At 69.8% G+C, this 12,997-nt stretch carries 15 protein-coding genes and 1 pseudogene; 10 read left to right on the forward strand and 6 right to left on the reverse strand.

Annotated features, from left to right (window positions below; translation table 11 throughout):
- Positions 1–5 precede the first annotated feature (5 nt).
- The 4 genes from RDV84_RS02255 to RDV84_RS02270 form a co-directional block, all read right to left on the reverse strand.
- Positions 6–590, reverse strand: coding sequence for an LON peptidase substrate-binding domain-containing protein (locus tag RDV84_RS02255; protein ID WP_057946352.1), 585 nt, complete (start codon positions 588–590; stop codon positions 6–8).
- Between the two features lie 1,071 nt (positions 591–1,661).
- Positions 1,662–3,026: a UDP-N-acetylmuramate:L-alanyl-gamma-D-glutamyl-meso-diaminopimelate ligase gene (mpl, locus tag RDV84_RS02260; protein ID WP_309152318.1), complete on the reverse strand. Its 1,365-nt coding sequence runs from the start codon at positions 3,024–3,026 to the stop codon at positions 1,662–1,664.
- Positions 3,023–3,427, reverse strand: a complete 405-nt coding sequence (locus RDV84_RS02265) for a hypothetical protein (RefSeq protein ID WP_309152319.1) — start codon at positions 3,425–3,427, stop codon at positions 3,023–3,025. The genes mpl and RDV84_RS02265 overlap by 4 nt, the downstream gene beginning before the upstream one ends.
- A gap of 16 nt (positions 3,428–3,443) precedes the next feature.
- Positions 3,444–4,022 carry an adenylate kinase gene (locus RDV84_RS02270; protein WP_057946349.1) on the reverse strand — a complete coding sequence of 193 codons (579 nt, stop codon included), beginning with the start codon at positions 4,020–4,022 and terminating at the stop codon, positions 3,444–3,446.
- Between the two features lie 196 nt (positions 4,023–4,218).
- Between RDV84_RS02270 and RDV84_RS02275 the strand changes: the two genes are divergently transcribed.
- From RDV84_RS02275 to RDV84_RS02295, 5 genes are all read left to right on the forward strand, one after another.
- On the forward strand, positions 4,219–5,511 hold the full coding sequence (locus tag RDV84_RS02275) for a 6-phosphofructokinase (RefSeq protein WP_309152320.1): 1,293 nt from the start codon (positions 4,219–4,221) through the stop codon (positions 5,509–5,511).
- 136 nt (positions 5,512–5,647) lie between these two features.
- Entirely contained in the window at positions 5,648–6,526 is an 879-nt protein-coding gene (locus tag RDV84_RS02280; protein ID WP_057946347.1) for a hypothetical protein, read from the forward strand.
- A gap of 11 nt (positions 6,527–6,537) precedes the next feature.
- Positions 6,538–7,431: an AraC family transcriptional regulator gene (locus RDV84_RS02285; RefSeq protein ID WP_309152321.1), complete on the forward strand. Its 894-nt coding sequence runs from the start codon at positions 6,538–6,540 to the stop codon at positions 7,429–7,431.
- 265 nt (positions 7,432–7,696) lie between these two features.
- Positions 7,697–8,155 carry a VOC family protein gene (locus RDV84_RS02290; protein ID WP_309152322.1) on the forward strand — a complete coding sequence of 153 codons (459 nt, stop codon included), beginning with the start codon at positions 7,697–7,699 and terminating at the stop codon, positions 8,153–8,155.
- A 317-nt stretch (positions 8,156–8,472) separates the two neighbouring features.
- Entirely contained in the window at positions 8,473–9,282 is an 810-nt protein-coding gene (locus RDV84_RS02295; RefSeq protein WP_078996799.1) for a hypothetical protein, read from the forward strand.
- A 104-nt stretch (positions 9,283–9,386) separates the two neighbouring features.
- Here RDV84_RS02295 and RDV84_RS02300 read toward each other — a convergent pair whose 3' ends face one another.
- Together RDV84_RS02300 and RDV84_RS27275 are read right to left on the reverse strand one after the other, a co-directional pair.
- Positions 9,387–9,917: a hypothetical protein gene (locus RDV84_RS02300; RefSeq protein WP_198944591.1), complete on the reverse strand. Its 531-nt coding sequence runs from the start codon at positions 9,915–9,917 to the stop codon at positions 9,387–9,389.
- A 57-nt stretch (positions 9,918–9,974) separates the two neighbouring features.
- Positions 9,975–10,163: a hypothetical protein gene (locus RDV84_RS27275; protein WP_486624541.1), complete on the reverse strand. Its 189-nt coding sequence runs from the start codon at positions 10,161–10,163 to the stop codon at positions 9,975–9,977.
- An 8-nt stretch (positions 10,164–10,171) separates the two neighbouring features.
- Between RDV84_RS27275 and RDV84_RS27280 the strand changes: the two genes are divergently transcribed.
- The 5 genes and pseudogenes from RDV84_RS27280 to RDV84_RS02305 form a co-directional block, all read left to right on the forward strand.
- Complete coding sequence (locus tag RDV84_RS27280) at positions 10,172–10,246, forward strand: DUF6053 domain-containing protein (protein ID WP_486624530.1); 75 nt, start codon at positions 10,172–10,174, stop codon at positions 10,244–10,246.
- A gap of 27 nt (positions 10,247–10,273) precedes the next feature.
- Complete coding sequence (locus RDV84_RS25755; RefSeq protein WP_425606454.1) at positions 10,274–10,348, forward strand: DUF6053 domain-containing protein; 75 nt, start codon at positions 10,274–10,276, stop codon at positions 10,346–10,348.
- Between the two features lie 27 nt (positions 10,349–10,375).
- Positions 10,376–10,450 (forward strand): DUF6053 domain-containing protein, encoded by a 75-nt coding sequence (locus tag RDV84_RS25760; RefSeq protein ID WP_425606453.1) that lies wholly within the window; start codon positions 10,376–10,378, stop codon positions 10,448–10,450.
- Between the two features lie 27 nt (positions 10,451–10,477).
- Entirely contained in the window at positions 10,478–10,528 is a 51-nt protein-coding gene (locus RDV84_RS25765; protein ID WP_425606452.1) for a DUF6053 domain-containing protein, read from the forward strand.
- A gap of 405 nt (positions 10,529–10,933) precedes the next feature.
- Positions 10,934–12,958: pseudogene (locus RDV84_RS02305) on the forward strand (sodium-translocating pyrophosphatase); the annotation flags it as partial.
- Between the last annotated feature and the right edge of the window lie 39 nt (positions 12,959–12,997).

Raw genomic sequence — 12,997 nt, forward strand, 5'->3', positions numbered from 1 at the left:
GCCGCTCAGGGCAACAAGGTCAGCAGCCGTTCCAGGCGTTCGTGCGGATCGTCCAGTTGCAGCAGCATCTGCCGCTGCTGCAACGCCAGCGGCAGCAGTTCGGCCAGGCGCCAGCCGACCCAGGCCGCGTCGTCCAGGCGCGAATGCGGCGCCAGCGCGTGCTCGCCGCCGGCCTGTTCGAGCAGACGCTCAAGCAAGGTCACCAGCAGCGAGTGCTGCGGCCGCACCACCTCCTCGCCGTCGGGCTCGCACCAGCGCACGTGCGCCACCTGCAAGCCGTTGTCGCGCACCCGCGCGCGCTCGGCGCGGAAGCGGCGGGCGCCGCGCACGCGCAGGGTCAGCAGTCCGTCCTCGCCGGTGCCGAAATCCTCGATCAGCGCCTCGGTACCGTACGCGGCCGCCGACGCCGGCTCGCCGACCTCCTCGCCCTGCATGATCAGACAGACGCCGAACCCGCGGCCGAGCCGGCCGCATTCGCGCACCAGGTCGAGATAGCGGCGTTCGAACACGCGCAAGCCCAGGCTCGCGCCGGGGAGCAGCACGGTGTGCAGTGGGAACAGGCCCAGCGAATCGGCGTCGGAGGTGGGCATGGCGGCAGTGTAACCGGCGCAGGTTGGAGCATCTAACCGGGTCGGGCGGTTGCGGGGCGGAGGGCGTGACCGAATTCCGATTCGCCTGGGCCTTGCGATCCCAACGCCGATCCGGCACCAGCCGGAATCCCATTTCGACCTTACTGCCGTTGCCGTTGCCGTTGCCGTTGCCGTTGCCGTTGATACTGCCGTTGCCGTTTCGCTTTGACGCAACCCCACGCGAGGCCCCTGCCCGGCGGACCCGGAGGGCGCGCGCATGGATGCGCGCGTGCGCCATGGGACAGGATGTCCCTTATGGCGCAGCCCCGCGTCCGGTGCTGGACCTAGTGGCTTTTGACCTTAAACAAGCGTTTTTCTTTGGCTACTTTCTTTTGTCGCGCTGACAAAAGAAAGTAGCTCGGCCGCTTGCGGACGAAAGCTTTTGATGGTGGCTTGTCGTCACGCGACACATCGCTACGGCGAAAACAGCAGCAACGTCAACATGGATTCCGGCTTTCGCCGGAATGACGGTTGTGAGGATGCGTATCCGACTGTAGGAGCGGCGCAAGCCGCGACCGCGGCAACGCACGCCGTAACTTTCGCTGCAGGTGCGATGGCGCGGTCGCGGCTTGCGCCGCTCCTACAGGGGGCGTGCCGCGGTGGGGTCTGCGTTTGCACGTTCGTTCGGGTGAAGACAAGCGAAGATCCAGAGCTTCCGTCCGCAAGCGGCCGGGTCACTTTCTTTGTCTGAAGCCACAAAGAAAGTAACCAAAGAAAGGGCCTTATCTTTTTCGGATCAAGAGCCACTAGGGCTCGAAAGGGGCGCGGGGCCGCGCCATAAGGGGCATCCTGCCCCATGGCGCGCGTGCGCATCCATGCGCACGCCCTCCGGGGCTGCAAGACGACTGCATCGCGCTCGGGGGCGAGCACAAGCAACGGCAACGGCAAGGCAACATGGATTCCGGCTTTCGCCGGAATGACGGCAGGTAGGATTCGCCGCAGTTGGCTTGTCGCGGTCGCAGCGAACGTCCCGCCGCGGCGCGTAGCCGCAGCCTGTCCCGCCGCCGCCCGAACGTACCCCGCGGACGCCCCTCAACCGCCCTGCAGCGCCGCGAAGAACCGCCGCGGGGCGCCGTCGAAGCCGCCGTTGGACATGAACACGACGTGGTCGCCCGCGCGCGCGCGTTCGCGCAAGGCCGCGATCAGCGCGTCGGCGTCGGCCACCGCCACGCCTTCGCCGCGCAGGCCGGCGACGACCTTGCCGGCATCCCAGGCCAGTTCCGGGCGGTGCAGGAACACCACCGTATCGGCCTCGCGCAGCGACGGCGCCAGGGCGTCGGCGTGCGCGCCCAGACGCATGGAGTTGCTGCGCGGTTCCATCGCCACCACGATCCGCGCCGCGCCGACGCGCGCGCGAAGGCCGGCCAGCGTGGTCTCGATCGCGGTCGGGTGATGGGCGAAGTCGTCGTAGACGGTGACGCCGGCCGCCTCGCCGATCACTTCCAGGCGGCGCTTGACGCTGCGGAAGTTCGCCAGCGCCGGCAGCACCGCGGCGACGTCCAAGCCGACCGCGTGCGCCGCGGCCAGCGCCGCCAGCGCATTCATCACGTTGTGCCGGCCGAGCAAGGGCCAGCGCACTTCGCCGATCTCCGCGCCGCAATGCAGCAGCGCGAACGCGCTGCCGTCGGCTTCGATCAGGCGCGCGCTCCATTCGTAGTCGCCGCCGTCGAGGCCGAAACGCTCCACCGGCGTCCAGCAGCCCATCGCCAATACCTCCGCCAGGCGCGCGTCTTCGCCGTTGACGATCAACCGGCCGCGCCGCGGCACGGTGCGCACCAGGTGGTGGAACTGGCGCTGGATCGCGGCGACGTCGGGGAAGATGTCGGCGTGGTCGTATTCCAGGTTGTTGAGGATCGCCACCAACGGCCGGTAGTGGACGAACTTGCTGCGCTTGTCGAAGAACGCGGTGTCGTACTCGTCGGCCTCGACCACGAACTCGCGGCCGGCGCCGATGCGCGCGGAGGCGCCGAAGTCCTCGGCCACGCCGCCGATCAAAAAGCCCGGCGCGCGGCCGGCGGCTTCCAGCAGCCAGGTCAGGATGGTGGTGGTGGTGGTCTTGCCGTGGGTGCCGGCGACCGCCAGGGTGTCGCGGCCCGGCAGCACGCGTTCGCTGAGCCACTGCGCGCCGGAGGTGTAGCGGCGGCCGTCGTCGAGCACCTGCTCGACCGCCGGATTGCCGCGCGAGAGCGCGTTGCCGACCACGATCTCGTCGCAGTCGGCGGAGATGTTGTCGGGCGTGTAGCCCTGGCGCAGGGCGATGCCGAGGCGTTCGAGCTGGGTCGACATCGGCGGATACACCGCCTGGTCGCTGCCTTCCACGTCGTGTCCGAGTTCGCGCGCGAGCGCGGCGACGCCGCCCATGAAGGTGCCGGCGATGCCGAGGATATGGAGTTTCATTCGGAGATACGCTGAAAATCGATCACAAAAGAATCGCCGTCGAAATCGACGACACGCCCTGTTACTTCGGGCTTGGTGTGGAATTTCTTGCGCACCGCACTGGCATCGCGACCGGCATCGATCCCTTCGCGGGACAGAGGGGTCGCAACGACCAGGCGCACCGGTAAAGACGACGCAACCGCTTGAGCAAGATGCTCTTTGAGCAAACGGTTGCCCGATTCATTACCGAGCCAGCGCGACAGGCGATCGCGGTAGCGCAGCGTGCTCGCGTCGGGCCTGTCGAAATACAGGCTCCAGCAACTGATCACCAACGCGTCGTCCTCGGCTAGGGCCGAGACAGCCCATTGCGGATTCGGAAGCTTCGCGCCGAAAGACGCGAAGCACTCCGTAAACGACTTCACGAATCGGCCGACCGGCTCAGCCCACCGTCGGCGCCGGCTCCAGCGCCTCGACGATGCGGGTGAACACCTGGTCCAGCGAGCCGACGCCGTCGACCACGGTCAGGCGGCCGTGCTGGCGGTAGTACTCGATCACCGGCGCGGTGACGTCGTCGTAGACCTTCAGGCGGGTGCGCACGGCTTCGGGGCTGTCGTCGATGCGGCCCTGCTCGGCGGCGCGGCCGGCGATGCGCTGGACCAGCAGTTCGGTCGGCACTTCCAGCTGCACGGCGAAGTCCATCGGCTGGCCGATCTTCTGCAGCAGCGCGTCGAGCGCGTCGGCCTGGGCGAGATTGCGCGGGTAGCCGTCGAGGATGAAGCCGCCGCGGGTGTCCGGACGCGAGAAGCGGTCCTCGAGCATGCCCAGCAGGATCTCGTCGCTGACCAGATTGCCGGCGTCCATCACCGCCTTGGCTTCCAGTCCCAGCTTGGTGCCGGCGGCGACTTCGCCGCGCAGCAGGTCGCCGGTGGAAATGTGCGGCACCTGCAGGTGGTCCTTGAGCCGTGCGGCTTGCGTGCCCTTGCCCGAACCGGGCGCGCCCAGAAGTACCAATCGCATCTACATCGCTCCTAGAACAGATGAAACCTTGGCGGCCGTCGCATCGCGGCGGTCCCGGAGCCCTGCGGCCGCCCGCCGGGCCTCGCCGCGGGCTGGCCTGAACGAGAGGCGGCGCTACACTCGAAGCGGCCTGCCACCCGCCGGGCGGAATATTGCGGCCAGCTTACCGCAAACCGGCGCCAATCCTGGAATCCCCATGCCGACTGCCAAAACCGCCAGAAAATCCGCCGGCAAACCCGCCGGAAACCTGCTTTACGCGCAATCCGGCGGTGTGACCGCCGTCATCAACGCCACCGCCGCGGGGGTCATCGAGGCCGCCCGGGCGCGCAAGGTCCGGGTCCTGGCCGCCCGCAACGGCATCCTCGGCGCGCTGCGCGAGGAACTGATCGACACCTCCAAGGAGTCGGCCGCGGCGATCCGCGCGCTCGGCCATACCCCGGGCGGCGCGTTCGGCTCGTGCCGGCTCAAGCTCAAGGCCCTGGACGCCGACCGCGCCCGCTACGAACGCCTGCTGGCGGTGCTGCAGGCGCACGACGTGCGCTGGTTCCTCTACAACGGCGGCAACGATTCGGCCGACACCGCGCTCAAGGTTTCGCAGTTGGCGGCCGAGTACGGCTACCCGCTGACCTGCGTGGGCGTGCCCAAGACGGTCGACAACGACCTCGCCGTCACCGACTGCTGCCCGGGCTTCGGCTCGGCCGCCAAGTACACCGCGGTGTCGGTGCGCGAGGCCGCGCTGGACGTGGCCGCGATGGCCGAGACCTCGACCAAGGTGTTCGTCTACGAGGCCATGGGCCGCCACGCCGGCTGGCTGGCCGCCGCGGCCGGCCTGGCCGGCGCCGACGCCGACGCGGCGCCGCACCTGATCCTGTTCCCCGAGCGGCCGTTCGAGGAGGCCGACTTCTTCGCCAAGGTCAAGGCCACGGTCGAGCGCGTGGGCTATTGCGTGGTGGTCGCCAGCGAAGGCATCCAGACCGCGGACGGGCGCTTCGTCGCCGACGCCGGCGGCGGCAAGGATTCCTTCGGCCACACCCAGCTCGGCGGCGTCGCCTCGCACCTGGCCGGGCGGGTCAAGGACGCGCTCGGCTACAAGGTGCATTGGGCCCTGCCCGATTACCTGCAGCGTTCAGCCCGCCACCTGGCCTCCAAGACCGACGTCGAGCAGGCGCGCGCGGTCGGCAAGGCGGCGGTGGAGTACGCACTCAAGGGGATGAACTCGGTGATGCCGGCGATCGTGCGCAGTTCCGATGCGCCGTACCGCTGGAAGATCGAACCGGTGCCGCTGAGCAAGGTCGCCAATCACGAGAAGAAGATGCCGGCGAACTTCATCCGCAAGGACGGTTACGGCATCACCGCGGCGGCGCGCAAGTACCTGGAGCCGCTGATCCGCGGCGAGGTGCCGCCGCCGTACGGGCGCGACGGCCTGCCGCAGTACGTGACGCTCAAGAACGTGGCGGTGAAGGCCAAGCTGCCGCCGTTCGAGGGCTGAGGGCGACGCCGGCCGCCGCTCGTCGTCGTCCGACGCGCGGCGGCCGCAGCGGCGGACCAAGGCCCGGGGCGCGCGGCTAAGATGGCGGCCACGCGCCCGCCGCCCCGGCGGGCGCCGTCCAAGGAAGACGTCACCGATGAAAGCCCTGCCGCTGCTTGCCGCCCTCGCCCTGTGCCCCACCGTCGCGCTCGCCGGCGCGTGCGAGAACAACTTCACCAGCCAAGGCGACCCGCGCAACGGCGCCGAGTACCGCACCTCGACCGTCGTCGAAGGCGTCGGCGTCGGCAGCGCGCTGGCCCAGTTGCGCGTGATCGCCCAGGGCAACAAGTACAAATACTTGAACGAAACCGGCGACGCGCGCAGCGGCACGCTGACGATGGAGTATCCGCGCGCGCTGGGCTACGAGGCGTTCCCGGTCGCCTTCACCGCGACCGCCCGCGACGGCGGTGCCGAGCTTTCCGTGCACACGCGCACCAGCCGCGGCACCAATTTCAAAGACGCCGAATCGCGCGCGCACCTGTGCGGGCTGCTCGCCCAGGTCAAGTCCGGCGCCCGCGGCGACGCCCTCGCCGCGAGCGTGCGCAAGGCCGAAGGCGCGGGCACCTCGCAGGTGGTGCAGATCGCGCCGCGCAAGCTGTCCGACGAGATCGAGAAGCAGATCCGCAACAGCCTGCGCGGCCCGGGCGCGTCGCCGCAGATCATCAACGAGCGCTACAAGGGGCGCCGCTACCGCATCGACGGCCAGCTCTACACCAAGGAAACCGACACCTACGGCCCGCGTCCGAACAGCCACGGCCGCCAGGTGACCTTCGACATCGTCAAGAAGGGCGGCCTGATCAGGGCCGCGGAAGTGGGCGTGGTCGCGCACACCCATACGCAGATCGTATGCGAACTCGCGCGGGGCCAGGAAGGCTATGCCGACCGGCTGGAATCCGGCGACTACATGACCCTGACCGGCACCTTCCGCATCTACGAAGGCGGCCAGTTCATCCTCACCGGCTGTCGCCCGGACTGAGCGGCCGCGGCATGAGCGCCCGCCCCGTCCGCGCGACGCCGCACAGCGGGGCACCGCTGCCGCCCGCGCTGGCGGCGTGGGTGGAGCGCAGTTGGGCCAGCGCGCGGCCCGCGAGCGCGCCCGCCTGGCCGCGCGAACATTCGCTGCCGACCGGCAGCCTGCATCTGGCGCTACGCCTGGACGGCCCGCCGCTGCGCACGTACGCCGACGCCGACGACGCCCTCGGCCGCTCGCATCCGCCCGCGCTGCTCGCCGGCGCGCGCGCCGGCTACGTGATCAAGGACGCCTCGCGCCCGGCCGCCTCGGTCGGCGCGATGCTGCGGCCGGGCGCGGCCCTGGCGCTGTTCGGCGTGTCGGCGGCGGAACTGGAGGGCGGTTACGTCGGCCTGGACGAACTGTGCGGCGCAGGCGCGGCCGACGGGTTGTACGAGCGGCTCGCCGCCGCGGCCGACCCGCGGTCGCGGCGCGGGCTGTTCGAAGCGTTCCTGCGCGCGCGGCTGCGGCCGGTGCGCGGACTCGATCCGCAGATCGTGCGCGCGGTGCGGTCGCTACAAGGCGCCGCGCCGGGCGGCGACTGCGCCGCCGGCGCCGACGAACGCCGCGTCGCCGGCTGGGTCGCGGCCAGCGGCCGCAGCCACCGCCGTTTCATCGCCGGCTTCCGCGACGCCGCCGGCCTGAGTCCGAAACGCTATGCGCGGGTGCTGCGGTTCAAGCGCCTGCTGAGCGCGCTGGCGGCGACGCCGCGACCGGATTGGGCGCAGCTGGCGCTGGACGGCGGCTATTTCGACCAATCGCACCTGATCCGCGAATTCCGCGAGTTCGCCGGCGTGTCGCCGCGCGCCTACCTGGCCGCCGCGGCGGCCTCGCCGCATCACCTGCCGATAGGCGGCCCGGAGCCCGTGTAGGAGCGGCGCAAGCCGCGACCGCGCCACTGCGCTTACGGCGCAAGCCGCGGTGACTCGCACCGATCGCCCGAGCGACCACGATTTCAGCCTTCCGGCACGAACGACCTCGATGCCACGCCCGCGCCGCGAACGGCCGCAGCGCGGTCGCGGCTCGCGCCGCGCCTACAGGGGCAAGGCCATCAGCGCGCGCTGCGGGTAAATTTCGTCCAATACGCGGCAGCGCCTGCGCGCGCAGGCTGCGCCCACCCCATTCCAGGAGCCCGCCATGGCCGTGCACGAACTGTTCTCCTATCTCTGCGTCGGCGACGCCCAGGCCGCGGTGGCGTTCTATTGCAAGGTGTTCGATGCGACCGAGAAGTTCCGCCTGGTCGAACCCGGCGGCCGCATCGGCCATGTCGAGCTCGACCTGGGCGGCACCACCTTGATGCTGTGCGAGGAATTCCCCGAGGTCGACATCCGCCGCCCGGTCGCCGGCGCCGGCCACAGCCATACCCTGCACCTGCACGTGGACGACGCCGACGACGTGGTCGCCCGCGCGGTCGCTGCCGGCGCGCGGCTGGCGATGGCGCCGCGCGATCATTTCTACGGCGAGCGCTCGGGCACGGTGATCGATCCGTTCGGCCATCGCTGGAACATCGGCCACAGCATCGAGGCGCTGGAACCCGACGAGATGCGGCGCCGCTACGACCGCGACCCCGGCTGCGGCGACGCGACCGGCGCTTGAGCCGCCCCGCCCGCTGGCTCGCGCCTGCGCGTTGCCGATCGAACCGCCCCGCCTGCCGCGGATCGGCGCGCGGCCCCGGATTCGCCCACGGGCCGCGCCGCGCCGCCCATCGCTCGTGCGGGCTACGGCCCTCGGCGTCGCGGCCTGCGCCGCGCTTATCTGTGCGCGGCGTCGCCAATGTCCCGTGCCGCGCCGGTCGCGCAACCGAAAAACGTTGAACCGCCCACCCGATTGCGGCAATCTGCCGCCGCAAGCGTTCATGCGGGGCGCAGGGACGCAACGCTTTACAGGCTTTAGGCCATTACAGGGAGTCCTTCATGAAAGGCAGGTTTCTGGTTCCGTTGATGCTGCTGGTCCCTTCCGTCTCGGCCGTCGCCGGCCAGTGCGAAGACAATTTCACCAAGAAGGGCAATCCGCTCTCGGGACAGGAGTACTTCACCTCGGTGCAGGTCAACGGCCTGGCGACCGCCAGCGCCATCGGCCAGGTCCGCAACAACGGCATCGGCCAGAACATGGTCGTGCTCGACGAGGACCTCAGCGCCGGCACCCTGGTGCTGGAGCAGCCGTCCTCGACCCTGCACCGCCCGCTGCCGGTCCAGGTCACCGCCGACAACGCCGGCACCGTCACCATCTCGCTCAAGCTGCGCAAGGGCTCGTTCGGCAACGCCAACGAGATCAAGAAGTCGATGTGCGACCTGATCGGCTCGCTCAAGCCGGGCAAGACCGCGCCGCCGCGCTCGGCCGCGCCCAAGCCGCTGCCGATCCAGATCAGCGCGCAGCAGCTGGCCCAGGAAATCGACGCCCAGGCCAAGGAAAACGCCGCGGTCATCGCCGACCGCTACAAGGGCCGCCAGTACACGGTCAAGGGCGTCAACGCCGGCGTCAGCGACGGCAAGAGCGGCCGCTACTACGTGACCTTCCAGACCGGCGGCTCGCTGCTGCCGGGCCTGGTCGAGAGCGACAGCAAGCTGTTCGACACCCGCGTGCGCTGCGAACTGCAGCCCAGCCAGAAGGCCTATGCGCTGACCCTGCGCGCCAACGAGCGCATCCAGCTCACCGGCACCTTCCGCGAGTACAACGCCGAAGACTTCGTGGTCGAGCTCAACGACTGCGTCGGCGTCAAGTAAGCCGCGGCTCGGGCCGGCGCGGACCTGCGCGTCCGCGCCCGCCGGGCAACAAGCGAAAGGGCCGCGCGAGCGGCCCTTTCGTCGTTTGCGGCGGGGCGACGCGCTCAGCCGCCGCAGGCCTTGCCTTCGATCGTCATCGACGCGGCGAACATCGGCACCGCGGCCAGCTTGGCCGCTTCGGCGCGGGCCTTCTCGTCCTGCAGATACAGTCGCGCGCGGCCCTGCGCGTCGAGCTCCGGCGGCGCCACCGCGGCCGGCTTGCGCCACACCCGCACCACCGCCTGCTGCTGCGGACAGGCGGCGCTGGGCACGCGGATCACATCGTTGAACTTCCAGCCCGCCGCTTCCGACGGCCGCGCCTTGGCCGCGTCGACGAAGCGCGCGCGCGGCTGGCAGTTGGGACTGCTGCGCACCACCGCGAACTTGTAGGGCTCGGCGGCCTGGCCGGTGAAGGCGCCTTCCAGGCGCGCGCAGGCCTCGGGAATCTGGCGCAGGGTGTGGACGCTGCCCGCCGGCTGCGCCGGCACCGAGCCGGAACGCTGGATCTCGGGGACCGGATCGGCCGCGAACGCGGCCGGGGATACGAATGCGGCGAGCGCCATGGCGGCGCCGAACGCGGGAAGAAGTCTGCGCATGGCGGCTCCTGATTGCGGGGCCGGGGCAGCCTCGCACGCGATGGCTGAACCGCCACTTCACCCTCGCCCGCCGGCCGCGCGGAGCCAATTCGGCCCGGGGCCACCCCGCATCGGACAAAAGAGCCTTGAGGCTGAAGGCGCTCCGCTTGTCGTGGGAGGGCCTTCAGGCCCGATGCCTTCCGCTCGGGTCGCCGCGTCGCATTGGAAACAAAAGCATCGGGGCTGAAGCCCCTCCCACAACCGCATCGTTCCCTGTGGGAGGGCCTTCAGGCCCGACGCCTTCCGCTCGGGTCGCTGCGTCGCATCGGAAACAAAAGCATCGGGGCTGAAGCCCCTCCCTCAACCGCCGCGCTCCTGTGGGAGGGCCTTCAGGCCCGACGCCTTCCGCTCAGGTCGCCGCGTCGCATCGGAAACAAAAGCGTCGAGGCTGAAGCCCCTCCCACAACCGCCGCGCTCCTGTGGGAGGGCCTTCAGGCCAGATGCTTTCCGCTCAGGTCGCCGCGTCGCGTCGGAAACAAAAGCATCGGGGCTGAAGCCCCTCCCACAACCGCCGCGCTCCTGTGGGAGGGCCTTCAGGCCCGACGCCTTCCGCTCAGGTCGCCGCGATTTGAAACCGCAACATCGGGCCTCAAGGCCCTCCCGACCACCGCATCCGGCGCAAACGATGCGGCTACGCAACATGCCGGCGCACTAAATCGCGGCGCGCAATGCCGCCAAAGTCGTCGCCGTCAAGCGCGCGTGACGGCTGGACGGACCGCCGGCGCAAGGGTTTCGTGACTTCGTTCGCAGCCCCGCCGCACGCCGCGCGATGCGCGCCGCCGGCGCCGTCGCGGCGGTTCCTCCGGCCCATCCCCTATGCGATAGTCGCCGCATGCCGCGTCCGCAACTCGGCATCGCTGCGATGCAACACGCGCCGCGCACAACGCGATCCGCGGAACACCGGTCCACGACCGTACGCGGCACAAGTCGAATCCGTTGTCCCGTGATGTCCACTTTTCCACTTGGGGAGGGGTTTCATGCTGGAGCAGTACGGTTTGATTCTGGCGCTAGGCTGCGCCGTCATCGCGATCCTCTATGGAATCGTGTCCGCGCGCTGGATCAGCGCACAACCCGCCGGCAACGAACGCATGCAGCAGATCGCCGGCGCGATCCAGGAAGGCGCACGCGCCTATCTCAACCGCCAATACACCACCATCGGCATCGCCGGCGCGGTGCTGTTCGTGCTGATCGGACTGTTCCTCAACTGGCCTACCGCGATCGGCTTCCTGCTCGGCGCGGTGCTCTCCGGCGCGGCCGGCTACATCGGCATGAACGTGTCGGTGCGCGCCAACGTGCGCACCGCCGAGGCCGCGCGCAAGGGCATGGGCCCGGCGATGGACGTCGCCTTCCGCGGCGGCGCGATCACCGGCATGTTGGTGGTCGGCCTGGGCCTGCTCGGCGTGGCCGGCTACTGGCTGGCGCTGGCCAAGCTCGGCATCGCCGGCGAGAAGGCGCTGCACGCGCTGGTCGGCCTGGCGTTCGGCTCGTCGCTGATCTCGATCTTCGCGCGCCTGGGCGGCGGCATCTTCACCAAGGGCGCGGACGTCGGCGCCGACTTGGTCGGCAAGGTCGAAGCCGGCATCCCCGAGGACGACCCGCGCAACCCGGCGGTGATCGCCGACAACGTCGGCGACAACGTCGGCGACTGCGCCGGCATGGCCGCCGACCTGTTCGAAACCTACGCGGTCACGGTGATCGCGACGATGCTGCTCGGCGGGCTGATGGCGAGCACGGTCGGCGGCAACGGCGTGCTGTATCCGCTGGTGCTCGGCGGCGTGTCGATCATCGCCTCGATCATCGGCGCGTTCTTCGTCAAGGTGAAGGCCGGCGGCTCGATCATGGGCGCGCTGTACAAGGGCGTGATCGTCTCGGCGGTGCTGGCGGCGATCGCGTTCTATCCGATCACCACCGAGTTGATGCGCGACTCCAGCGTCGGCGCGATGAACCTGTACTGGTGCGCGCTGATCGGCCTGGTCCTGACCGGGGTGATCGTGTGGATCACCGAGTACTACACCGGCACCCAATACAGTCCGGTCAAGCACGTCGCGCAGGCCTCCACCACCGGCCACGGCACCAACATCATCGCCGGCCTCGGCGTGTCGATGAAGTCGACCGCGCTGCCGGTGATCGCGGTGTGCCTGGCGATCTGGGGCGCGCATGCGCTGGGCGGGTTGTACGGCATCGCCATCGCCGCGACCTCGATGCTGTCGATGGCCGGCATGATCGTGGCGCTCGACGCCTACGGTCCGATCACCGACAACGCCGGCGGCATCGCCGAGATGGCCGAGCTGCCGTCGGAGATCCGCGACATCACCGATCCACTCGACGCGGTCGGCAACACCACCAAGGCGGTGACCAAGGGCTACGCCATCGGCTCGGCCGCGCTGGCCGCGCTGGTGCTGTTCGCCGATTACACCCACAACCTGCAGACCGCGCATCCGGGCAAGGTGTTCGCGTTCGACCTGTCCGACCACATGGTCATCATCGGCCTGCTGATCGGCGGCCTGATCCCGTACCTGTTCGGCGCGATGGCGATGGAAGCGGTCGGCCGCGCCGCCGGCGCGGTGGTCGAGGAAGTGCGGCGGCAGTTCCGCGACATCGCCGGGATCATGGAAGGCACCGGCAAGCCGCAGTACGACAAGGCCGTGGACATGCTGACCAAGTCGGCGATCAAGGAAATGATCGTGCCCTCGCTGCTGCCGGTCGCGGTGCCCGTGGTCGTCGGCCTGCTGCTCGGGCCGAAAGCGCTGGGCGGTCTGCTGATCGGCACCATCGTCACCGGCATCTTCGTCGCGATCTCGATGACCACCGGCGGCGGCGCCTGGGACAACGCCAAGAAGTACATCGAGGACGGTCACCACGGCGGCAAGGGTTCGGAAGCGCACAAGGCCGCGGTCACCGGCGACACCGTCGGCGATCCGTACAAGGACACCGCCGGCCCGGCGATCAATCCGCTGATCAAGATCATCAACATCGTCGCGCTGTTGCTGGTGCCGTTGTTGCCGGTCGGCGATGCGACCAGCGCGGCGGCCGAGGCCATG

The organism is Lysobacter yananisis, from assembly GCF_031199375.1.
GTDB classification, from domain to species: Bacteria; Pseudomonadota; Gammaproteobacteria; order Xanthomonadales; family Xanthomonadaceae; genus Lysobacter; species Lysobacter yananisis.

Excerpts from the sequence above, each read along its gene's own strand:
- RDV84_RS02255 (WP_057946352.1), bottom strand. The coding sequence starts at position 590 with ATGCCCACCTCCGACGCCGATTCGCTGGGCCTGTTCCCACTGCACACC.
- mpl (WP_309152318.1), bottom strand. The coding sequence starts at position 3,026 with ATGAAACTCCATATCCTCGGCATCGCCGGCACCTTCATGGGCGGCGTC.
- RDV84_RS02270 (WP_057946349.1), bottom strand. The coding sequence starts at position 4,022 with ATGCGATTGGTACTTCTGGGCGCGCCCGGTTCGGGCAAGGGCACGCAA.
- RDV84_RS02275 (WP_309152320.1), top strand. The coding sequence starts at position 4,219 with ATGCCGACTGCCAAAACCGCCAGAAAATCCGCCGGCAAACCCGCCGGA.
- RDV84_RS02280 (WP_057946347.1), top strand. The coding sequence starts at position 5,648 with ATGAAAGCCCTGCCGCTGCTTGCCGCCCTCGCCCTGTGCCCCACCGTC.
- RDV84_RS02285 (WP_309152321.1), top strand. The coding sequence starts at position 6,538 with ATGAGCGCCCGCCCCGTCCGCGCGACGCCGCACAGCGGGGCACCGCTG.
- RDV84_RS02290 (WP_309152322.1), top strand. The coding sequence starts at position 7,697 with ATGGCCGTGCACGAACTGTTCTCCTATCTCTGCGTCGGCGACGCCCAG.
- RDV84_RS02295 (WP_078996799.1), top strand. The coding sequence starts at position 8,473 with ATGAAAGGCAGGTTTCTGGTTCCGTTGATGCTGCTGGTCCCTTCCGTC.
- RDV84_RS02300 (WP_198944591.1), bottom strand. The coding sequence starts at position 9,917 with ATGCGCAGACTTCTTCCCGCGTTCGGCGCCGCCATGGCGCTCGCCGCA.
- RDV84_RS27275 (WP_486624541.1), bottom strand. The coding sequence starts at position 10,163 with ATGCGGTTGTGGGAGGGGCTTCAGCCCCGATGCTTTTGTTTCCAATGC.